21 protein-coding genes are annotated in these 22190 nt (G+C 62.6%); 17 read left to right on the forward strand and 4 right to left on the reverse strand.

From position 1 onward, the window contains the following. Window positions 1-2: 2 nt before the first annotated feature. The 8 genes from ACVWWD_RS20680 to ACVWWD_RS20715 all read left to right on the forward strand — a co-directional run bounded on the left by ACVWWD_RS20680 (window position 3) and on the right by ACVWWD_RS20715 (window position 7275). Window positions 3-1433 (forward strand): pyruvate dehydrogenase complex E1 component subunit beta, encoded by a 1431-nt coding sequence (locus tag ACVWWD_RS20680; protein WP_352550654.1) that lies wholly within the window; start codon window positions 3-5, stop codon window positions 1431-1433. An 18-nt stretch (window positions 1434-1451) separates the two neighbouring features. Then, a complete protein-coding gene (locus ACVWWD_RS20685; RefSeq protein WP_352595447.1) occupies window positions 1452-2813 on the forward strand; it encodes a pyruvate dehydrogenase complex dihydrolipoamide acetyltransferase in 1362 nt (453 codons plus the stop codon). Between the two features lie 14 nt (window positions 2814-2827). Then, on the forward strand, window positions 2828-3241 hold the full coding sequence (locus ACVWWD_RS20690; RefSeq protein ID WP_352553876.1) for a hypothetical protein: 414 nt from the start codon (window positions 2828-2830) through the stop codon (window positions 3239-3241). A gap of 4 nt (window positions 3242-3245) precedes the next feature. Next, window positions 3246-3881 (forward strand): SGNH/GDSL hydrolase family protein, encoded by a 636-nt coding sequence (locus tag ACVWWD_RS20695; RefSeq protein ID WP_023773670.1) that lies wholly within the window; start codon window positions 3246-3248, stop codon window positions 3879-3881. A gap of 16 nt (window positions 3882-3897) precedes the next feature. After that, entirely contained in the window at window positions 3898-5346 is a 1449-nt protein-coding gene (lpdA, locus tag ACVWWD_RS20700) for a dihydrolipoyl dehydrogenase (protein ID WP_023796048.1), read from the forward strand. Between the two features lie 99 nt (window positions 5347-5445). Continuing rightward, on the forward strand, window positions 5446-5703 hold the full coding sequence (locus ACVWWD_RS20705; RefSeq protein WP_023773672.1) for a GlsB/YeaQ/YmgE family stress response membrane protein: 258 nt from the start codon (window positions 5446-5448) through the stop codon (window positions 5701-5703). A gap of 137 nt (window positions 5704-5840) precedes the next feature. Next, window positions 5841-6806: a lipoyl synthase gene (lipA, locus tag ACVWWD_RS20710; protein WP_023773673.1), complete on the forward strand. Its 966-nt coding sequence runs from the start codon at window positions 5841-5843 to the stop codon at window positions 6804-6806. Between the two features lie 10 nt (window positions 6807-6816). Beyond that, window positions 6817-7275, forward strand: a complete 459-nt coding sequence (locus tag ACVWWD_RS20715) for a type II toxin-antitoxin system RatA family toxin (protein WP_457103298.1) — start codon at window positions 6817-6819, stop codon at window positions 7273-7275. On the opposite strand, the gene ACVWWD_RS20720 is transcribed toward ACVWWD_RS20715, so the two are convergent. Together ACVWWD_RS20720 and ACVWWD_RS20725 are read right to left on the reverse strand one after the other, a co-directional pair. Further along, complete coding sequence (locus ACVWWD_RS20720) at window positions 7272-7760, reverse strand: CinA family protein (RefSeq protein ID WP_352553149.1); 489 nt, start codon at window positions 7758-7760, stop codon at window positions 7272-7274. The two genes, ACVWWD_RS20715 and ACVWWD_RS20720, sit on opposite strands and share 4 nt — an antisense overlap. Beyond that, entirely contained in the window at window positions 7757-8986 is a 1230-nt protein-coding gene (locus ACVWWD_RS20725; protein ID WP_023783970.1) for a bifunctional 2-C-methyl-D-erythritol 4-phosphate cytidylyltransferase/2-C-methyl-D-erythritol 2,4-cyclodiphosphate synthase, read from the reverse strand. The genes ACVWWD_RS20720 and ACVWWD_RS20725 overlap by 4 nt, the downstream gene beginning before the upstream one ends. A gap of 140 nt (window positions 8987-9126) precedes the next feature. Between ACVWWD_RS20725 and dusB the strand changes: the two genes are divergently transcribed. The 8 genes from dusB (at window position 9127) to hflX (ending at window position 19246) form a co-directional block, all read left to right on the forward strand. Beyond that, window positions 9127-10155, forward strand: coding sequence for a tRNA dihydrouridine synthase DusB (gene dusB, locus ACVWWD_RS20730; RefSeq protein ID WP_352553152.1), 1029 nt, complete (start codon window positions 9127-9129; stop codon window positions 10153-10155). Next, on the forward strand, window positions 10152-11294 hold the full coding sequence (locus ACVWWD_RS20735) for a two-component system sensor histidine kinase NtrB (RefSeq protein WP_457103299.1): 1143 nt from the start codon (window positions 10152-10154) through the stop codon (window positions 11292-11294). The genes dusB and ACVWWD_RS20735 overlap by 4 nt, the downstream gene beginning before the upstream one ends. Next, complete coding sequence (gene ntrC / locus ACVWWD_RS20740; RefSeq protein WP_352553156.1) at window positions 11291-12748, forward strand: nitrogen regulation protein NR(I); 1458 nt, start codon at window positions 11291-11293, stop codon at window positions 12746-12748. Before ACVWWD_RS20735 ends, ntrC begins: the two co-directional genes overlap by 4 nt. A gap of 84 nt (window positions 12749-12832) precedes the next feature. Beyond that, window positions 12833-15163 (forward strand): ATP-binding protein, encoded by a 2331-nt coding sequence (locus tag ACVWWD_RS20745; protein WP_435053080.1) that lies wholly within the window; start codon window positions 12833-12835, stop codon window positions 15161-15163. Further along, window positions 15153-16514, forward strand: coding sequence for a nitrogen assimilation response regulator NtrX (gene ntrX, locus ACVWWD_RS20750; RefSeq protein WP_015317919.1), 1362 nt, complete (start codon window positions 15153-15155; stop codon window positions 16512-16514). The genes ACVWWD_RS20745 and ntrX overlap by 11 nt, the downstream gene beginning before the upstream one ends. An 86-nt stretch (window positions 16515-16600) precedes the next feature. Further along, window positions 16601-17464, forward strand: coding sequence for a D-amino-acid transaminase (locus ACVWWD_RS20755; protein WP_023783975.1), 864 nt, complete (start codon window positions 16601-16603; stop codon window positions 17462-17464). Window positions 17465-17608: 144 nt separating this feature from the next. Continuing rightward, a complete protein-coding gene (gene hfq, locus ACVWWD_RS20760) occupies window positions 17609-17854 on the forward strand; it encodes an RNA chaperone Hfq (RefSeq protein ID WP_006202172.1) in 246 nt (81 codons plus the stop codon). After that, window positions 17855-19246: a GTPase HflX gene (hflX, locus tag ACVWWD_RS20765; protein ID WP_023773682.1), complete on the forward strand. Its 1392-nt coding sequence runs from the start codon at window positions 17855-17857 to the stop codon at window positions 19244-19246. Window positions 19247-19309: 63 nt separating this feature from the next. Here the strand turns inward: hflX and mazG are convergent, their stop codons facing one another. Continuing rightward, window positions 19310-20134 (reverse strand): nucleoside triphosphate pyrophosphohydrolase, encoded by an 825-nt coding sequence (gene mazG, locus ACVWWD_RS20770; RefSeq protein WP_023796050.1) that lies wholly within the window; start codon window positions 20132-20134, stop codon window positions 19310-19312. A gap of 89 nt (window positions 20135-20223) precedes the next feature. Continuing rightward, entirely contained in the window at window positions 20224-21408 is a 1185-nt protein-coding gene (locus ACVWWD_RS20775) for an amino acid aminotransferase (RefSeq protein ID WP_352553169.1), read from the reverse strand. Window positions 21409-21538: 130 nt separating this feature from the next. On the opposite strand from ACVWWD_RS20775, the gene ACVWWD_RS20780 reads away from it, so the two are divergent. Beyond that, window positions 21539-22150, forward strand: coding sequence for a histidine phosphatase family protein (locus ACVWWD_RS20780; protein WP_352553162.1), 612 nt, complete (start codon window positions 21539-21541; stop codon window positions 22148-22150). The last annotated feature ends 40 nt before the right edge of the window (window positions 22151-22190 follow it).

Raw genomic sequence — 22190 nt, forward strand, 5'->3', positions numbered from 1 at the left:
ACATGCCGATCGAAATTCTGATGCCCGCCCTCTCGCCGACCATGGAAGAGGGCAATCTTTCCAAGTGGTTGAAGAACGAGGGCGACAAGGTCGTCGCCGGCGACGTCATCGCCGAGATCGAAACCGACAAGGCGACGATGGAAGTCGAAGCCGTCGACGAAGGTACGCTGGGCAAGATCCTGATCGCCGCCGGCACCGAAGGCGTCAAGGTCAACACCCCCATCGCCGTTCTGCTGCAGGATGGCGAAAGTTCTGGCGACATCGACAAGGGCTCCAAGGCGGCTCCCGCCTCCACGCAGGACGCGGTGTCAACTGGTGGCCAGCGCGCCGACGCGGCCGAGGAAGGCTCGCAACGGGCGCCGCAGGATGCTGGAGAGGCGCCGAAAGCCTCCGTCCCCGCCGCCCCGGCGGCCAAACTTGCTGCCGATCCGGACATTCCTGCCAGCACTGAAATGGTCTCGACCACGGTACGCGAGGCGCTGCGCGATGCCATGGCCGAGGAAATGCGTCGCGACGGCGATGTCTTCGTGATGGGTGAGGAAGTCGCCGAATACCAGGGCGCCTACAAGATCACGCAAGGCTTGCTGCAGGAATTTGGGCCGCGTCGCGTTGTCGATACGCCGATTACCGAGCATGGTTTTACCGGGGTTGGTGTCGGTGCGGCGATGGCTGGGCTGAAGCCGATCGTCGAGTTCATGACCTTCAACTTCGCCATGCAGGCGATCGACCAGATCATCAATTCCGCCGCCAAGACGCTCTATATGTCGGGCGGCCAAATGGGCGCGCCAATCGTGTTCCGCGGGCCAAATGGCGCGGCGGCCCGTGTCGCGGCACAGCACTCGCAGTGCTATGCCGCCTGGTACAGCCACATTCCAGGCCTGAAGGTCGTGATGCCCTATACGGCCGCCGACGCCAAGGGCCTGCTCAAGGCAGCGATCCGCGACCCGAACCCGGTCATCTTCCTCGAGAATGAAATCCTCTACGGCCAGTCCTTCGACGTTCCGAAGCTGGACGACTTCGTGCTGCCGATCGGCAAGGCGCGCATCCACAAGGCAGGCAAGGATGTTACCATCGTATCCTTCGGCATCGGCATGACCTATGCGGTGAAGGCTGAAGCCGAGCTGCGCGGCATGGGCATCGACGCCGAGATCATCGACCTCAGGACTATCCGTCCGCTCGATCTCGACACAGTCATCGCCTCGGTTAAGAAAACCAACCGGCTGGTCGTGGTCGAAGAAGGCTACCCGCAGAATTCGGTTGGCGACCACATCGCCAACCAGGTCTCGCAGCGCGCCTTCGATTTCCTCGACGCACCGGTCATCACCATTGCCGGCAAGGACGTGCCGATGCCTTATGCGGCCAACCTCGAAAAACTGGCCTTGCCCAATGTCGGCGAAGTCATCGAGGCCGTCAAAGCCGTCGCATATCGCTGAACCGGGTGGGAGGACAATATGCCAATCAACATCACCATGCCGGCGCTCTCGCCCACGATGGAAGAGGGCAATCTGTCCAAGTGGCTGGTCAAGGAAGGCGACAAGGTTTCGCCCGGCGACGTGATCGCCGAGATCGAAACCGACAAGGCGACGATGGAGGTCGAGGCCGTCGATGAGGGCACGGTTGCCAAGCTCGTCGTGCCGGCGGGCACCGAGGGCGTCAAGGTCAACGCGCTGATCGCGGTGCTTGCGGCGGAAGGTGAAGATGCCGGCGCGGCGGCGAAAAGCGGCGGCGCCACACCGGCGAAAACCGAAGCTCCGAAAACCGATGCGCCTAAAGCCGAAGCGCCGAAGGCTGAAGCGCCAAAGGCCGAGGCCGCGGTCCCCAAGGCACAGGCGGCTCCGGCCGCCAATGGCAACGCGGCTGGCGAACGCACCTTTGCATCGCCGCTTGCCCGCCGTATCGCCAAGGATGCGGGTGTCGACGTCTCCGCGGTCACAGGCACCGGCCCGCACGGCCGCGTGGTCAAGGCTGACGTCGATGCCGCGATTGCCGGTGGTGGCGCCAAGGCGGCACCGGCTGCCAAGGCTCCGGCTGGCGCGCCTGCCTCCGCCCCGCCGGTGAAGGCGATGTCGGACGAGCAGGTGCTGAAACTGTTCGAGCAAGGCTCCTACGAACTCGTCCCTCACGACAACATGCGCAAGACCATCGCGCGGCGCCTGGTCGAAGCAAAAACCACCATCCCGCATTTCTATCTGACGCTCGACTGCGAACTCGACGCGCTGCTGGCTTTACGCACTCAGCTCAATGCCGCTGCGCCGGTGAAAAAGACCGAAAAGGGTGAGGCGCCCGCCTACAAGCTGTCGGTCAATGACATGGTCATCAAGGCGATGGCGATGGCGCTGAAGGCGGTGCCGGATGCCAATGCCTCATGGACCGAGAGCGCCATGGTCAAACACAAGCATGCCGATGTCGGGGTGGCCGTGTCGATCCCCGGCGGCCTGATCACGCCGATCATCCGGCATGCGGACGACAAGACGCTGTCGGTCATCTCCAACGAGATGAAGGACCTGGCCAGCCGCGCCCGCAGCCGCAAGCTGAAGCCGGAAGAGTATCAAGGCGGCACGACCGCCGTCTCCAATCTCGGCATGTTCGGCATCAAGGACTTTGCCGCCGTCATCAACCCGCCGCATGCGACGATCCTGGCGGTCGGCGCGGGCGAGCAGCGGGCGGTGGTCAGGAATGGCGAGATCAAGATCGCCACAGTGATGTCGGTGACACTGTCGACCGACCATCGTGCGGTTGATGGCGCGCTGGGGGCCGAATTGCTGGTCGCCTTCAAGAAGCTGATCGAGAATCCGATGGGCATGCTGGTCTAGGAAAGGAAAAGGCTGTGCGGATATTCTTCACCAGCCTTTTCGCCTTTTTGATTTCCGGCTTGGCCGGCGGCCTTATCGCGCAATGGTTGGCTGTCGCCACCGTCGCCGAGGAAGAATACATCATCGTCTTCATGTTCTCGGTGCTGGTGACTTTTGTCGTCACCTTCATCTTCTTCGTCGCGCAATTGACGAACGATCCGGTCGAGGCTGTTGCCAAGGCGGGCAAGTGGACGCTGATTGCCTTTGTGGCGCTTCTCATCCTGCTGGTCGCGCTGATCCTCTATAGCGACAGCAGCGCCGCGGTGGTCAGGAAAGACATGCCGATGGTTGCCGGTCTCGGCCTGCCGGGCCTGGTGACGATCGTCATCCATTGGTTGTTCGTACGCTGGCGCGTGAAGCGCGGCGTGGCCGACACAAAGGCAGGTTGAACGGATGAAGACGGTGCTTTGTTACGGCGACTCGCTGACCTGGGGCTACAACGCCGAAGGTGGGCGTCATGCGCTCGGGGATCGCTGGCCAAGCGTGCTGCAAGCAGGGCTCGGCGAAGGCGTTCAAGTCGTCGCCGAGGGGCTCAATGGCCGCACCACCGCTTTCGACGATCATCTCGCCGGAGCCGACCGCAACGGCGCGCGGCTGCTGCCGACGGTGTTGACGACGCATGCGCCCATCGACCTGATCGTCATCATGCTCGGCGCCAATGACATGAAGCCATGGATCCATGGCAATCCGGTTGCCGCCAAGCAAGGCATCCAGCGGCTGATCGATATCGTGCGTGGCCACGACTATCCGTTCGACTGGCCGGCACCGCAGATCCTGATCGTTTCGCCGCCTCTTGTCAGCCGCACCGAAAATGCCGACTTCAGGGAGATGTTCGCCGGCGGCGATGAGGCCTCGAAGCAGCTTGCGCCGCAATACGCCGCGCTCGCCGACGAGGTCGGCTGCGGCTTCTTCGACGCTGGCACGGCGGCGCAAACAACACCTCTCGATGGCGTCCACCTCGATGCCGAGAATACGCGAAACATTGGCGAGGCGCTGACGCCGGTCGTGCGCGTCATGCTGGAACTCTGATTGAAGGAGAAAACCCGTGGCTGAGAACTATGACGTCATCATCATCGGCTCCGGCCCGGGCGGCTATGTCACCGCAGTGCGTTCCGCCCAGCTCGGCTTTAAGACGGCGATCGTCGAGCGCGAGCATCTGGGCGGCATCTGTCTGAACTGGGGCTGTATTCCGACCAAGGCGCTGCTGCGGTCGGCCGAGATCATGCATTATTCCGATCATCTGAAGGATTACGGCCTGAAGCTCGATGGCGGCAAGATCAGTGCCGATACCGCCGCCGTCGTCGATCGGTCGCGAAAAGTGTCGCTCAGGCTCAATGGCGGCGTCGCCTTCCTGATGAAGAAGAACAAGGTCGACGTCATCTGGGGCGAGGCCAAACTATCCAAACCCGGTGAGATCGTGGTTTCCAAGACGGCCAAGAAGCCGATGGAGCCGCAGCCGCCGGTGCCGAAAGGCGTCAAGGGCGAGGGCACCTACACCGCCAAGCACATCATCCTGGCGACCGGCGCCCGGCCACGCGCTCTGCCCGGCATCGAGCCGGACGGCAAGCTGATCTGGACTTATTTCGAAGCCATGGTGCCGAAGGAGATGCCGAAGTCGCTGCTGGTGATGGGCTCAGGCGCCATCGGCATCGAATTCGCCTCCTTCTATCGCACAATGGGCGCCGACGTCACGGTGGTCGAGCTGCTGCCGGCGGTGATGCCGGTCGAGGACCCCGAAGTCTCGAAATTCGCGCAAAAGCAGTTCGAGAAGCAAGGCATGAAGATCATCCTCGAGGCCAAGGTGACCAAGGTCGAGAAGGGGGCGAACTCGGTTACCGCGCATGTCGAGATGAAGGACGGCAAGGTCGAGAAGATCACCGCCGACCGCATGATCTCGGCCGTCGGCGTTCAGGGCAATATCGAGAACCTCGGCCTTGAAGCACTCGGTGTTAAGACCGAGCGCGGTTGCGTGGTCATCGACGGTTACGGCAAGACCAATGTGCCTGGCATCTACGCCATCGGCGATGTCGCCGGACCGCCCATGCTTGCTCACAAGGCCGAGCACGAGGGCGTCGTGTGCGTCGAGAAGATCGCGAACTTCCCCGGTGTTCACGCCACGGACAAGCTCAAGATCCCTGGTTGCACCTACTGCAATCCGCAGGTCGCCTCGGTTGGACTGACGGAAGCAAAAGCCAAGGCCGAGGGCAAGGATATCCGCGTCGGCCGCTTCCAGTTCGCGGCCAACGGCAAGGCCATCGCGCTTGGGGAAGACCAAGGCTTCATCAAGACCATCTTCGACAAGAAGACCGGTCAATTGCTCGGCGCGCACATGGTCGGCGCCGAAGTCACGGAACTGATCCAGGGTTTTGTCGTGGCGATGAACCTCGAAACGACCGAGGAAGAGCTGATGCACACCATCTTCCCGCATCCGACGCTATCCGAGATGATGAAGGAAAGCGTGCTCGACGCCTATGGCCGCGCCTTGAACGCATGATAGATTCCCCGCGGGAGACTCAGCTGTCAAAGCCGTGGGATCTGGACGGCGAAGCAGTTCGTTTCCGAATGCATTTTTACTGGCGCAAGGAGAAGGCATATGCACTTGAACGGCGTGGGCTGGATCGCAGCAATCATCATCGGCGGCCTGGCAGGCTGGTTGGCCGAAATGGTCATGAAGAGCAACACCGGCATATTAATGAACATTATCATGGGCATCGTCGGCGCGGTGGTGCTGAACGCAGTCCTGCAGGCGCTCAACATCGGCGTGTTCGGTGTCGGCTGGACCGCCTATCTGATCACCGGCTTCATCGGTGCCTGCCTGCTGATCTGGGTCGGTCGCCTGGTGCGCCGTTAGTCGATATCGTTTTCGGCTATGCGAAAACGGTTGTAGCGGCATGCGCCGCTGCAGCCTTTTTCTTTGTCCTGAAAAGTCTTAGATGACGTTAAAGTGACGATCGCCGAAGGGCGGTCGCAAGAAAGGCCAGGGTTCAGATGGTCACTGTCCTCGACACGATCGCCAACGCGCCGCGGCCGCGGCATCCCGAGAAGGCCCACAAGCCCGACCAGGAGGTATTGCGCAAGCCGGACTGGATCCGCGTCAAGGCGCCGGTGTCGAAGGGATATGCCGAGACACGTGAGATCGTGAAATCGCACAAGCTGGTGACCGTATGCGAAGAGGCCGGTTGTCCGAACATCGGTGAATGCTGGGAAAAAAAGCACGCCACCTTCATGATCATGGGCGAGATCTGTACGCGCGCCTGCGCCTTCTGCAATGTCGCCACCGGCATCCCAACCGCGCTCGACTCCGACGAGCCCACGCGTGTCGCGCATGCCGTCAAGCAAATGGGCCTCAGCCACGTCGTCATCACCTCCGTTGACCGCGACGATCTCGACGATGGCGGTGCGCAGCACTTCGCCGATGTCATCCGAGCGATCCGGGCGGCAACGCCTCTGACGACCATCGAAATCCTGACGCCCGATTTCCTGCGCAAGGAAGGCGCGCTGGAGATCGTCGTGGCGGCCAGGCCCGACGTCTTCAACCACAATCTCGAAACCGTGCCGTCGAATTATCTGAAGGTTCGGCCAGGCGCCCGCTATTTCCACTCGATCCGGCTGCTGCAGCGGGTCAAGGAACTCGATCCGTCCATTTTCACCAAGTCCGGCATCATGGTCGGCCTTGGCGAGGAGCGGAACGAAATCCTGCAATTGATGGACGATCTGCGTTCGGCCAATGTCGACTTCATGACCATCGGCCAATATCTGCAGCCGTCGAAGAAGCACCACCCGGTGATCCGCTTCGTCACGCCGGAGGAATTCAAGTCCTTCGAGACGATCGGCAAGACCAAGGGTTTCCTGCTGGTGGCATCGAGCCCGCTGACACGCTCTTCGCATCATGCCGGCGACGATTTCGCCCGGCTGCGCGCCGCGCGCGAAGCGCAGCTCCAGAAATTGGTCTAACGCCGGTTTCATGCCGAAATTCGAAGCCACCCGCCGCGTCGCCCACACGCCTGAGCAGATGTTCGCGCTGGTCGCCGACATCGAAACTTACCCGCAATTCCTGCCGCTTTGCGAAGCGTTGACGGTCCGCTCGCGCAAGGAGCGTGACGGGCGCACCATCCTCGTGGCCGACATGAGCATCGGGTATAAGGCCATCCGGGAGACTTTCACGACGCAGGTGCTGCTCAAGCCCGACGAACATGCCATCGACGTGAAGTATATCGACGGTCCGTTCAAATATCTGAGCAATGTCTGGCGGTTCGAGCCGGATGGCGCCGGCTGTGCCGTGCGCTTCTTCATCGACTATGAATTCAAGAGCCGCATCCTGGGTGCGCTGATGGGCACGATGTTCGATCGTGCCTTCCGCATGTTCGCCGAGGCCTTTGAAAAGCGCGCCGACATCAGCTACGGTAAGAAACCGGCGGCCTAACTCTCGCCAAGCGCCTGCAAGCCGAGCTCAAGTGCATGATGGACGGTTTCCCGGCGGATGAAGTCACGGCCGTCGTCGGCGAACAGCTTTCGTTCAGCCGTTACGGGTCGGCCGTTCACCGCAACACCAAACCAGACCAGCCCGACAGGCTTTTCCCTGGAACCGCCACCCGGACCGGCAATGCCGGTGACGGCCAGCGCCAACCCGGCACGCGAACGGGCGAGCGCTCCGGCGGCCATCTCGATGGCTGTCTCGCGGGAAACCGCACCATGCACGTCGAGCGTGGCGGCGCGAACGCCCAGCATGTCCATCTTGGCTTCATTGGAATAGGTGATGAAGCCGCGATCGACCACGGCGGAAGAACCGGCAATGTCGGTCAGCGCGGCGGCGATCATCCCGCCGGTACAGCTTTCCGCGGTCGCCAGCATGATGCCGCGCTCCCGGCACGCCTCAAACAGGGCGACCGCCAGTTCGCTGTTGGTCATTCCGGAACCTCGCCTGGAAACACCACACTGGCGGTGGCGATAGCCGCGATACCTTCCTCGCGACCGACAAAGCCGAGCTTCTCGTTGGTTGTCGCCTTGACCGAGATGCGCTCGGCGGAAATGCCCAGCATCTGCGAAAGGACTGATGTCATCGCCTCGCGGTGCGGGCCGACGCGGGGCGCCTCGCAGATCAGCGTGATATCGGCATTGGCGATGCGTCCGCCGCGCTCGCGCACTAGTCTTGCGGCATGTTCGACGAATATCCGCGATGCAGCGCCTTTCCACTGCGGATCGGACGGAGGGAAGTGCGTGCCGATGTCGCCGGCACCGCAGGTAGCCAGCAGCGCGTCGGTCAGGGCGTGCAGGCCGACATCCGCGTCGGAATGGCCCGACAGTTTCCTGTCATGCGGGATGGCGACGCCACAAAGCGTAACATGGTCGCCGGGCTCGAAGGCGTGGACATCGTAGCCATTGCCGGTGCGGATATCGGGAAAGTGTGTCCGCTCGCTGGAAAGTCGCTGGTGCGCCATGGCGATGTCCCGTGCCCATGTGAGTTTGACATTGTCGGGCGATCCGGGAACGAGCTTCACCGGCATTTGCATCCATTCGGCGATCGACGCGTCGTCGGTAAAGTCGGATTTGCCGCTGTTGTAGGCTTGCTCATGCATCGTCATGATCGCGAGGAAGGGAAAACCTTGCGGCGTTTGGGCCGCGTGCAGCCCGCTCCTTGGCACCGTTTCGCCGACCATACCGGTCTCCGATTCGCGTTTCAGCGTGTCGGCGACGGGCAGGGCGGGAAGCGCGCCTTCACGTTCGCCGATGGCCGCGATGGTGCGGTCGATCAGATCCATGTCGACAAAGGGGCGCGCGGCGTCGTGGATGAGAACCTTGTCCGGCGCGTAGCTTCTCAGCGCCTGCAGCCCGAGCCGAACCGAATCCTGCCTGGTCGCGCCTCCGGCAATTGCCGTTACCCGATCCGCATCGGTTCCGACCGCTTGCTGAAAAAGCTCGCGGTCCTCGGCATGGATAGCCACGACGATCCGGCCGATGAGCGGGTGCGCCAGAAAAATGTCTATGACACGAGCGATGACGGCGCGTCCGCCAATTCGTTGATATTGCTTCGGACCATCGGTTTGTCCGGCGCGCGCGCCGCGACCGGCCGCGACGATAACCACCGCGACTTTGCCACCCGGATCCGGAGCCTGATTTTCGGTTGCGCCAGTCATGCAGTCCGGTCCTAGTCGCGGCCAAGGCCGAAGGCCAGCATTTTCCCAATTGCGCCTCAATGTGGCGTCATTCCGCGTTGCACATTTCTTTCGATCTGGCTAGAGAATGTGCAACGAATGGACGTGCTTGGTTTTTGTGCATGGTTAACTTGATCGGATTGGCCCAGCCTCTCGACGTCGGCGGCGTCAGAATACGCAACCGCGTCTTCCTCGCGCCGATGTCGGGGATCACGGACGAGGCGTTCAGGCAGCGCGCCCATGGGCATGGCGCAGGCCTGGTTGTGTCCGAAATGGTGGCCAGCGGCGAACTCGCCAAGGGCAGGGCGGGTTGTGACCTGCGGATACGCCATTCCGGACTGCCGGTCCATATGGTTCAGCTTGCCGGGCGCGAGGCCATGCATATGGCCGAAGGCGCGCGGATCGCCGCGGGCGAGGGCGCCGACATCATCGACATCAACATGGGCTGCCCGGCCAAGAAGGTTACCGGTGGCTATGCCGGTTCGGCATTGATGCTGGACCTCGACCACGCGCTCTCGCTGATCGAGGCCGTGGTAGGAGCGGTCAAGGTGCCGGTGACCGTCAAGATGCGGCTGGGTTGGGACGAAGGCGCACTCAACGCTCCTGTCCTGGCGCGCCGGGCCGAGCAGGCGGGCGTCAGGATGGTCACGGTCCATGGCCGCACACGCTGCCAGTTCTACCTGGGCAAGGCGGACTGGCGCGCCATCGCTCGCGTCAAGGAGGCTGTTTCCATTCCGGTCGTCGCCAATGGCGATGTCTGCTCCCCAGGCGAGGCAGCCGCCGTTCTCGAACAGTCCGGCGCCGACGCGTTGATGGTCGGTCGCGCCCATTATGGCGCGCCGTGGGTCGCCGGCGGCATCGCTGCGGCTGCCGCCGGGACATTTTCGCCCGGCATTCCCGAGACCCCGCAAGCGATTGCCGACTATGTCGTCGCCCACTACGAGGACATGCTGGCGCTTTACGGCATCGAGAGCGGCCTGCGCCAGGCGCGCAAGCATCTGGGCTGGTATCTCGATCGACATGCCGGAGGTGTCGCTGGGGAGAGTAGGAAAGCGATATTGACCGCGTCCGAACCTGCCTGCGTCATTGCCTTGCTGCGTGACGTGTTTTCGCGCGATCCGCAAACCTTGAACCTGCGGAGCGCCGCATGACCGCAAACCCTGGCCAAGGCATTGAAATGGCGGGTGCTGCCCAGATCGTACTAAACACGATCCGCCGCCCGGTGATCATGATCAGCGAGGAAGGCTTCATCACCTTCGCCAATGCCGATGCCGAGGACTTCTTTCGCTCCAGCGCGACCATGCTGGCGCGCAACACCCTGTCCAAGCTCATACCCTTCGGCAGCCCCCTGCTGACACTGGTCGACCAGGTGCGTGAGCGCCGCGCGCCCGTCAACGAATATCGGGTCGACGTTTCGTCGCCGCGCCTCGGCATCGAAAAGGTCGTCGATCTCTATGTCGCGCCGGTGCCGGAGTTTCCGGGCTCCGTCGTGGTCATGTTCCAGGAGCGGTCGATGGCCGACAAGATCGACCGGCAGATGACGCATCGCGGCGCCGCGCGCTCGGTGACCGGTCTGGCGGCGATGCTGGCGCATGAGATCAAGAACCCGCTCTCCGGTATCAGGGGGGCGGCTCAGCTGCTAGAGCTGTCCGCTTCCGATGAGGATCGCGCGCTGACGCGGCTGATCACCGACGAGACGGACCGTATCGTGTCGCTGGTTGACCGCATGGAGGTGTTTTCCGACGAGCGGCCGATCGACCGCTATCCCGTCAACATCCATGTGGTGCTCGACCACGTGAAAGCGATCGCAAAGAACGGTTTCGCAAGGAAAATCAAGATATTGAAGGACTATGATCCGTCATTGCCTCCGGTATTTGCCAATCGCGACCAGCTGATCCAGGTGTTCCTCAACCTGATCAAGAACGCCGCCGAGGCGATCGGCAACGACCCCCAGGGCGAGATCGTGCTGTCCACCGCCTTCCGGCCCGGTATCCGCGTTTCGGTTCCGGGCACGCAGGATCGCGTATCGCTGCCGCTGGAGTTCTGCGTGCGCGACAATGGTTCCGGCGTCTCGGAGGATATCCTGCCGATCCTGTTCGATCCCTTCATTACCACCAAGCCGAACGGCTCGGGGCTCGGGCTGGCGCTGGTCGCCAAGATCGTCGGTGAACATGGCGGCATCATCGAATGCGATTCGACGCCGCGCGCGACAACATTCCGGGTCCTGATGCCGGCCTGGAAGGAAACGGCGCTTGGCGCTGATCAAGACGGTGAAGGAGACCGCAAATGACCGTTCGCGGCAATATTCTGGTCGCCGACGACGATGCTGCGATCCGCACCGTTCTCAATCAGGCCCTGTCGCGTGTCGGTCACGAGGTGCGCGTCACCTCCAACGCGTCGACCCTGTGGCGCTGGGTCGCGGCCGGCGAGGGTGACCTCGTCATCACCGACGTCGTGATGCCGGACGAGAACGCTTTCGACATGCTGCCGCGCATCAAGAAAGCGCGGCCGGAACTGCCCGTCATCGTCATGAGCGCCCAGAATACCTTCATGACGGCGATCCGCGCCTCCGAAACTGGCGCCTATGAATATCTGCCGAAGCCTTTCGACCTGACCGAACTCCTTAACATCGTCAACCGCGCTTTGTCCGAGCCCCGGCGGCCGAAGATCGATGCCAGGCAAGAAGAGCCGCCCGAAACGATGCCGCTGGTCGGCCGTTCGGCGGCCATGCAGGACATCTACCGCATGCTGGCGCGGATGATGCAGACCGACCTGACGGTGATGATTTCGGGCGAATCCGGCACCGGCAAGGAACTGGTGGCACGAGCGCTGCATGAATATGGGCGCCGTCGTGGCGGTCCGTTCGTTGCCATCAACATGGCGGCTATCCCGCGCGATCTCATCGAATCGGAATTGTTCGGCCACGAGAAGGGGGCTTTCACCGGCGCGCAGAGCCGCTCGACCGGCCGCTTCGAGCAGGCGGAGGGCGGCACGCTGTTCCTCGACGAGATCGGCGACATGCCGATGGAGGCGCAGACGCGTTTGCTGCGCGTCCTGCAGCAGGGCGAGTACACGACTGTCGGCGGCCGCACGCCGATCAAGACCGATGTGCGCATTGTCGCCGCCACCAACAAGGACCTGCGTACGCTGATCAACCAGGGCCTCTTCCGCGAGGATCTTTTCTACCGTCTCAATGTCGTGCCGCTCAGGTTGCCGGCGCTACGCGAACGCTCGGAGGACGTGCCCGATCTGGTGCGCCATTTCTTCAAGCTCGGCGAAATGGAGGGGCTGCAGACCAAGCGCATCTCTTCCGGCGGCATCGAACTGATGAAGCGCTATCCCTGGCCAGGCAATGTGCGCGAGTTGGAAAACTTGGTCCGCAGGCTCGCCGCGCTTTATTCGCAGGACGAGATTTCCGCCGAGATCATCGAGACGGAGCTCAAGACAGGCGAACCCGTGGTACCAGGCGGCGGCAATCTCATTCCCGACGATCTTTCCATTGGGCAGGCGGTGGAGCACTTCCTGCAGCGCTATTTTGCCTCCTTTGCAGGCGAATTGCCGCCTGCCGGTCTGTACGAGCGCATCCTGTCCGAAGTCGAATATCCGTTGGTGCTGGCTTCAATGACGGCAACCCGCGGCAACCAGATCAAGGCCGCGGAGCTTTTGGGACTCAACCGCAACACCCTGCGCAAGAAGATTCGCGAATTGGGCGTCAACGTTTACAAGTCCTCCCGCCAGACCTGAGCCCGCGCTGCATATAGGATCTTTTCAGGGGACCGACTGGGGAAAGAGTCCTGTAGTTGTCACACTTGTTGCATAATCGCCACAATGCGTTGCATAGATCGGACGCAATCACTGGCTCTAGACGGCGACATGGCTCCGCAAACACCTGTACTCAACAAACCGCTCTTCAGCGAACCTGGCGCGCGCGACGGGCGCCGGCTGCTGGCACTGCCTGGCGTGGTGGCGGTCGTCGGTGCCTTGGTCATGGCGGCTATTTCGTTCGCCATCCTGGTCGGTGCGACACCGATTGCGCCTGACGCCAAAACGACCTGGGCCCTGATCGCTCTCAACGCCGCCTTCGTGCTCTTCCTCATCGCGCTGGTTGGACGCGAGGTACATCGCATCGTCATGGCGCGCCGGCATGGCAAAGCGGCTTCCCGGCTGCATGTGCGCATCGTTGCCATGTTCGCCCTCGTTGCCGCCATTCCCGCCATCATGGTGGCGATCATCGCCTCGATCACGCTCGATATCGGCCTTGATCGCTGGTTCGAGATCCGCACCAAGACCATCGTCAATTCGTCACTGTCGATCGCCGACGCCTATGTGCAGGAGAACGCGCGCAACCTGCAGGGTACGACGCTGTCGATGGCCTACGATCTCGATGCCTCCCGCACGCTCTACGGCCTCGATCGCACCGGGTTTCTCGACCTCATGAACAAGGAAGCCGTGGGTCGCTCGCTGGCGCATGCCGCGCTGATCAAGCCCGATGGCTCCTTCGTCATGAGCGCCAAGACTGATGCCGATTTCGCCATGCCGGAACCGCCGGAAGGAGCGGTGGCCACCGCCACCGACGGCAAGCCGGTGCTGATCGAGCCGCGCACGCGCAACATCATGGGCGCCATCGTCAAGCTGCGCGAGATCGATGGCCTCTATCTCTACACCATCCGTCTGGTCGACCCCGAGGTGATCAAGGCGCGGCAGATCGTCAGGTCCAACACCGACGAGTATCGCAATCTCGAGGACAACAGGCGTACCTCGCAAGTGGCGTTTGCGCTGCCCTATCTGTCGCTGACCCTGATCATCATCCTGTCGGCAATCTGGACCGGCATAGCTGTTGCCGACCGGCTCGTGCGGCCGATCCGTCAGCTGATCGGCGCTGCCGACGAAGTCGCGACCGGCAATCTCGACGTCGCGGTGCCGGTGCGGCCATCCGATGGCGATGTCGCCTCGCTCGGCGACACGTTCAACAAGATGCTGCTGGAGCTCAAATCGCAACGCAACGAGATCCTGTCGGCGAAGGACCTGATCGATGAGAGGCGCCGTTTTTCCGAAGCCGTGCTTGCCGGCGTCACCGCCGGCGTCATCGGCGTCGACCCTTACGGCATCATCACCATCGTCAATCGTTCTGCCGAATCGATGCTGGCCGTTTCCGCCAGCGCGGCACTTGGGCAGAATCTGTCCGCGATCCTGCCGCATGTCGGCCGCGTCTTCGAGATCGGCCGTAAATCCGGCAAGCCGGTCCACCGCGAACAGGTGACGTTCTATCGCGCCGGCGCCGAGCGGACCTTCAATGTGCAGGTCACCATCGAGGCCGGCGCCGATGGCTCGGAGGAAAAATCCTATGTCGTGACCGTCGACGACATCACCGATCTGGTTCAGGCCCAGCGCTCATCCGCTTGGGCCGACGTGGCGCGGCGCATCGCCCACGAGATCAAGAATCCGCTGACGCCGATCCAGCTTTCCGCCGAACGCATAAAGCGCCGCTACGGCAAGGTCATCACCGAAGACCGCGAGGTTTTCGACCAGTGCACCGACACCATCATCCGCCAGGTGGAGGATATCGGCCGCATGGTCGACGAGTTCTCGGCTTTCGCGCGCATGCCAAAGCCCGAGATGAAGGCCATCGACCTGCGCGAATCACTGCGCGAGGCTTCCTTCCTGGTCGAAGTCAGCCGCGCCGACATCACCTTCGAGCGGATATTCGGGAACGAGCCGCTCAAGGGTACATTTGACAGCCGCCTGATGGCCCAGGCTTTCGGCAATGTGATCAAGAATGCCGCCGAGGCGATCGACGGACTGGAACATAAGGACGGTTCGCACGGCATAATCCGGATTCAAGCCGGCCGTCAGAATGGCGCGATTCGCATCGACGTCATCGACAATGGCAAAGGCCTGCCGCGGGAGAATCGCCAACGGTTGCTGGAGCCCTATATGACCACGCGTGAAAAAGGCACCGGGCTTGGCCTCGCTATCGTCAAGAAGATCGTGGAGGACCATGGCGGCAGGCTGGAACTCCATGACGCGCCTGCGGATTTCCACGGCGGGCGCGGCGCGATGATCAGCATCATCCTGCCGCCTGCGACCAGCGCGCTGCCGCGCGCCGAAAGCAAGGCGGACCACGAAAGAGAAACTGAAAAGGTCGACAATGGCGTCTGATATTCTCATCGTCGATGACGAGGAAGACATCCGCGAACTCGTCGCGGGCATCCTGAGTGACGAGGGTCACGAAACCCGTACGGCATTCGATGCCGACAGCGCACTGGCGGCTATCGCCGACCGAGCACCGAGGCTGATCTTCCTGGATATCTGGCTGCAGGGCTCGCGTCTGGACGGCTTGGCGTTGCTCGACGAGATCAAGACCATGCACCCGAACCTGCCCGTGGTGATGATTTCAGGCCACGGCAACATCGAAACGGCGGTTTCCGCCATCCGTCGCGGAGCCTATGATTTCATCGAAAAGCCGTTCAAGGCCGACAGGCTGATCCTCATTGCCGAACGCGCACTCGAGACCTCGAAACTGCGCCGCGAAGTTTCCGACCTCAAGCTGCGCAGCGGCGAGACTTTCGATTTGATCGGCATGTCCTCGGCGATGAGCCAGTTGCGCCAGACCATCGAGCGCGTCGCCCCGACCAACAGCCGGGTGATGATCGTTGGCCCTTCCGGATCGGGCAAGGAGCTGGCCGCCCGCGCCATCCATACTCTGTCGACGCGTAAGGGCGGGCCGTTCGTGACGCTGAGCGCCGCCAATATCACGCCTGAACGCATGGAGATCGAACTGTTCGGCACCGAATCGAACGGGGTCGAACGTAAGGTGGGGGCGCTGGAGGAGGCCCATCGCGGCATTCTCTACATCGACGAAGTGGCCGACATGCCGCGCGAGACGCAGAACAAGATTTTGCGCGTGCTGGTCGAACAGCAATTCGAGCGGGTGGGCGGTACTAAGCGGGTCAAGGTCGACGTCCGCATCATTTCCTCGACCTCGCAGAACCTCGAGGCGATGATCGCCGACGGGCGTTTCCGCGAGGATCTCTACCACCGGCTCGCCGTGGTTCCGGTCATGGTGCCGGGACTGGCCGAGCGGCGCGAGGACATCCCCTATCTCGTCGATAACTTCATGAAGCAGATCGCCCGCCAGGCTGGCATCAAGCCACGCCGTATCGGCGACGACGCCCTGGCCGTGCTGCAGGCGCACAACTGGCCGGGCAACGTGCGTCAGTTGCGCAACAACGTCGAGCGACTGATGATCCTGGCGCGCGGCGAGGACGTGGACGCGCCGATCACCGCGGATCTGCTCCCGTCCGAAATCGGCGATGTCATGCCGCGCACGCCCAACCAGTCGGACCAACACATAATGGCGCTGCCGCTGCGCGAGGCACGCGAACAGTTCGAAAAGGACTATCTGATCGCCCAGATCAACCGGTTCGGCGGCAACATTTCGAAGACGGCCGAGTTCATCGGCATGGAGCGTTCCGCCTTGCACCGCAAGCTGAAGTCGCTGGGCGTCTGACCGGATCCTCGGTGGCCCACGCGATTGTCCGTTACCTGCACCGCGGAATCGCTTAAACACGCCAAACCAAATCTCCCGAGGTGACCATGCCGCGCATTGCCTATGTGAACGGGCGCTACATCACTCATGCCGATGCCGCCGTGCATATCGAGGATCGCGGCTATCAGTTCGCCGACGGCGTCTACGAGGTCTGTGAGGTGGCGCGCGGCTTCATCGTCGACATGCCGCGCCACCTTGCCCGGCTGAACCGCTCGCTGACCGAACTGTCGATCGCCTGGCCGGTGACACGCAATGTGTTGCCGCTGATCCTGCGCGAAGTGGTCAACCGCAATCATGTCGTCAACGGCCTTGTCTATGTTCAGGTGACGCGCGGTGTCGCCAGCCGGGAATTTGTCTTCCCATCGGCGGACACCAAGCCCGCGCTGGTGGTGACAGCCAGGAAGGCCGATCCTGCCGCGGGAGCCAAGCGAGCCGAGGCCGGTATCGCCGTCATCACCGTGCCGGAGAACCGGTGGGACCGTGTCGACATCAAGACCGTTGGGCTGCTGCCCAATGTATTGGCCAAGCAGAAGGCCAAGGAAGCGGGCGCGCAGGAGGCGTGGTTCGTGGATGCCGACGGCAACGTCAAGGAAGGCGGGTCGTCGAATGCCTGGATCGTTACCAGGGATGGCGTTCTGGTCACCCGGCCGGCCGAACATGGCATTCTGCGCGGCATCACGCGCACCACCATGTTCGAAGTCGCGGCAAGGCTCGGCCTGAAGATCGAGGAACGGGAATTTTCCGTCGCCGAGGCCAAAGCGGCCCGCGAAGCATTCATCAGTTCCGCGACGACTATTGCCATGCCGATCGTGGCCATTGACGGCGATCCCATAGCCAATGGCCACCCCGGCTCAATAACACTTTCGTTGCGGCATGCCTTTTTTGACATTGCGGAAAAAAGTCCAGCCTGATAACCGCACAGGTGGAATGAACATCAATATATCTCGTTCTGCTTGTCGTTACTGACGACAAGAGGGTGTTTGCGCGCTTGACATGTGCCCGCTAATTTGGCGCATTGGCTGCAAACCGAAGGGGATCGGCGAAAGACAAAAACAATGGCGGAACGATCGCAAAACCTTCAGGACCTGTTCCTGAATTCAGTTCGCAAGAGCAAGAACCCGCTCACCATCTTTCTCATCAACGGCGTGAAGCTGACCGGCGTGGTCACTTCTTTCGATAATTTCTGCGTCCTGCTGCGCCGCGACGGTCACTCCCAACTCGTCTACAAGCACGCCATTTCCACGATCATGCCGAGCCAACCGGTTCAGATGTTCGATGGCGAGGAAAGCCAGGGCGCCTGATTGGCACGTGAGAAGGACGCGGACGGCACGGTTCGCGGAAAACCAGCGCATCATCCCGGGACGGAAGCCAAGGGTCCGACCCGGGCCGTTGTCATTGTGCCTGTGCTTACCCGCCAACCCCGTAACGACGATGACACGAACCGTCCGCGGCTGACGCGCTCGGCCGAGGCGCGCCACGACGAAGCAGTCGGCCTTGCCCGCGCCATCGACCTTGATCTGATCCACACGGCGGTCGTGACCGTCAACGATCCGCGCCCGGCGACGTTGCTGGGCAGCGGCAAGGTCGAGGAGTTCGCCGGGATCGTCAAGGAAGGGCACGCGGAAGTGGTCATCGTCGACCATCCGCTGACGCCGGTGCAGCAGCGCAACCTCGAGAAGCAATTCAACGCCAAGGTGCTGGATCGCACCGGGCTGATCCTGGAGATCTTCGGCGAACGGGCGCGCACCAAGGAAGGCACGCTGCAGGTCGAGCTTGCCCATCTCAACTACCAGAAGGGCCGCCTGGTGCGCAGCTGGACCCACCTGGAACGTCAGCGTGGCGGTGCCGGCTTCCTCGGCGGCCCCGGTGAAACGCAGATCGAATCCGATCGTCGGCAGTTGCAGGAAAAGATCATAAAGCTGAAGCACGAGCTGGAAACCGTGCGCCGCACCCGCGACCTGCACCGCGCCAAGCGCAAGAAGGTGCCGTTTCCAGTGGTGGCGATCGTCGGCTACACCAACGCCGGCAAGTCGACGCTGTTCAACAAGCTGACCGGAGCAGGGGTGCTGGCGCAGGACATGCTGTTCGCCACGCTGGATCCGACACTGCGCCGCGTGCGGCTGCCGCATGGCACGCCGATCATTCTTTCCGATACGGTCGGCTTCATTTCGGACCTGCCGACGCATCTGATCGCGGCGTTCCGGGCGACCTTGGAAGAGGTGGTCGAGGCCGATCTCGTCATCCATCTGCGCGACATTTCCGATCCCGACACGGCCGCGCAAGCCGAGGATGTCGAGCGCATCCTCGCCGATCTCGGCGTCGACGCCAGCGACACCAGGCGCGTGATCGAAGTCTGGAACAAGATCGACCTGCTGGACGAAGGCAATAGGCAGCGGCTGCTCGCTGACAGCGCCGACGGTTCCAAAGAGCCGCCGATTGCCGTATCGGCGGTATCAGGCGAAGGCATTGATGCGCTGAAAGCGGTTGTCGAAACGCGGATGGCCGGCGAACTGCAAGACCTGACGGTGACGATCGAGCCCGCACAATTCGGCTTGGTCGACTGGCTGTATCGCAACGGCGATGTCGTTTCGCGAACCGACAATGACGATGGCAGCGCCACTATTTCGCTGAAGGCGACGCAAAGCGCCCGCGAAGAGATTGAAAGCCGATTGCGTCGCAAAAACAACAGCTAACTTGCAGAAATTCGAGGAAAAGTTATCGCGGTTTTCCGTTCCGGAATTGCCGGAGCTATAGGCTTACCTTGCAGTTTTTGCTTCCTGCCAGAGCGCTTCCATCTCCTCCAGGCTGGCTTCCTCCAGCGAGCCGCCTGATTTTTCCAGGGCCTGTTCGACATAGTGGAAGCGTGAGCGGAATTTCTCGTTGGTGCCGCTGAGCGCCGCCTCCGAATCGAGCTTCAGGTGACGGCCGAGATTGACGACGGCAAACAACATGTCGCCGAACTCGTCCTTGATCGAGGCCGTTTCGCCCTTGGCGAGAGCCTCGCGCAACTCCCCGATCTCTTCCTCGATCTTGTCCAGGATGGGAGCTGCCTCGCTCCAGTCGAAGCCGACCCGGGCGGCTTTTTCCTGAAGCTTCAGCGCTCGCGTCAAGGCGGGCAGGGCGACCGGAACACTGTCCAGGAACCCCTTGCCGTTGTCCTCCGGGTCGAGGCCGCGCGCGAGGCGGGCTTGTCGCTTCTCGACCTTCTCCTGCGCCTTGATCTTCTCCCACATGCCCTTGGCCATGCCGGCGCTGCGGGCCTTCTCGTCGCCAAAAACGTGCGGATGGCGGCGGATCATCTTGGTGGTGATGGCCTGGACAACGTCAGGGAAGGCGAATTCGCCGGCTTCCTGCGCTATCTGGGCATGGTAGACGACCTGCAGCAGGAGGTCACCGAGTTCGTCGCGCAAATCGTCGAGATCGCCGCGCGCGATGGCATCCGCCACCTCGTAGGCCTCCTCGATCGTATAGGGCGCAATTGTGGAGAAGTCCTGCTCGATGTCCCACGGGCACCCGGTCTTCGGCGCCCGCAACGCCGCCATGATCTCGATCAGGCGTGAAATGTCTTTCGATGGCGTCATGGAGCGGATGCTATCGCGCGAACCGCCACTCGGCCAACGCTGTCAGCCGGCGAGGGGACCTTGTCCACAGGCGCACCGTACCCGCCCCGTCAGTCCAGCACGGAAACAATTGCCTTGGCGAGGTCATCCATGCCGTCCTCGGGCAGGCCGGCGACGTTGATGCGGCTGTCGCCGACCATGTAGACGGCGTGCTCGGCGCGCAGCCTTTCGACCTGCGCTTCCGTGAGGCCGAGCCGCGAGAACATGCCGCGATGGCTGGCAACGAAGTCGAAGCGGTCGGAATTGGATTGCCGGCGCAGCGCCTCGGCGAATGCGACCCTAAGCCTCAGCATACGAAGACGCATCTCTTCCAGTTCTGCTTCCCAGTTGGCACGCAGCGCGACGTCTTCCAGGACGATGCGCACCGCCGCGGCGCCATGGTCGGGCGGCATCGAATACATGGCGCGCGCCGCCGACAGCATCTGGCTCATCGCGACGTCGGCCTGCGCGCCGTTCCTGGCCAGGACCATCGCCGCGCCGACCCGGTCGCGGTACACCGCGAAATTTTTCGAGCAGCTCGACGCGACAACCATTTCCGGAACTTTCGCGGCCAGAAGCCGCAAGCCGAGGGCATCGGCCTCCAGGCCGTCGCCAAAGCCTTGATAGGCGATGTCGACAAATGGCAGCAGGCCGCGCTCGACGGCGAGATCGGTGACGGCCTCCCACTGGGCCGCGTCCAGATTGGCGCCGGTCGGATTGTGGCAGCAGCCATGCAGCAGCACCACGTCGCCGCTGTTGGCCGACCGCAGCGCCGCCAGCATGTCGTCGAAACGAACCGCTCCCGAGGCAGCATCGAAATAGGGATATTCGCGAATCTGCAGGCCGGCGGCACGCATCACCGGCATATGGTTCGGCCAGGTCGGGTCGGAGACCCAGACCGTGGCATCCGAACGCATCCGCTTGAGCAGTTCTGCCACCAGCCGCAGCGCGCCGGAGCCACCGGGCACCTGTGCCGTCCGGATGCGCGACAGGTCCGCGCCCGGACCGAAGGCGAGCTTGGCCATCACAGTGTTGAACCCGGTATCCCCGGCAAGACCGAGATAGGTCTTGCTATCCTGGCCCTGCAGCAGCCGCTTCTCGGCCTCCCGCACGGCGCGCATGACCGGCGTCTTGCCGTCGCGATCCTTGTAGACGCCGACGCCGAGGTCGACCTTGCCAGGACGTGGATCGGCGCGATAGAGCCCGATCAGCGCAAGAATCTTGTCGGCGGGAGCTGGCTGCAGGTCTTCGAACATCATTTTGGTTCCGTTGGCGCGGCGGAGTGATACGCAAATTGGCCAGGTTTCACCAGCGGTTTTGATCGCGCCGACGCGAAAGGCGGCACCTGTTGGTGCGGCTTTTCAACCACTTCAGAGAAGGCATGCCATGCTCGTCCGTCTGACCATGATCTGCGCCGGTGCCACGGCGGCGACCCGGAAAGGGCGGTTTCCCTTGGATGAACCGCTGGAGCCAGGATCGCTGACATTGGCAAGGGCGGTGCGAGGGACGCTGCGTCGCGCCGACCGTGTGTGGACAGCGCCGGCGCTTCGCGCCTGTCAGACCGCCGAGGCGCTGTCGCTGGACGCGTCCGTCGATCCGATGCTGGCCGACCAGAACTATGGACTATGGGCGGGCAAGAGCGTTGAAGAGGTGCAGGCGCGACAGCCTGAAGAAATCGCCGCATGGCTCACGGATCCGAATGCGGCCCCGCATGGTGGCGAGCCGCTGGCCGAGGTTGTCCGACGGATCGCCGGATTGATGGATCGAGTGATCGCCGAACGTGGCCATACCATCGCCGTGACGCATGCCAGCGTCATCCGCGCCGCGATCCTGCATGTTCTCGGTGCGCCGCTTGCCGCCAGCTCGAAGATCGACGTCGAGCCACTGAGCATCACCGATTTTCGCAGCGACGGCCGCCGATGGGTGTTGCGCGCCTGCGGTGTCTTCGCTTCCAAACCGGCAAAACCACTTGGACCTAAGGGTGCTCACGGCACCTAGGCGGGACGAGATACCTGCAACCGATATCTCCCGCGAAGAA

It is taken from the genome of Mesorhizobium sp. URHB0026 (assembly GCF_054059755.1).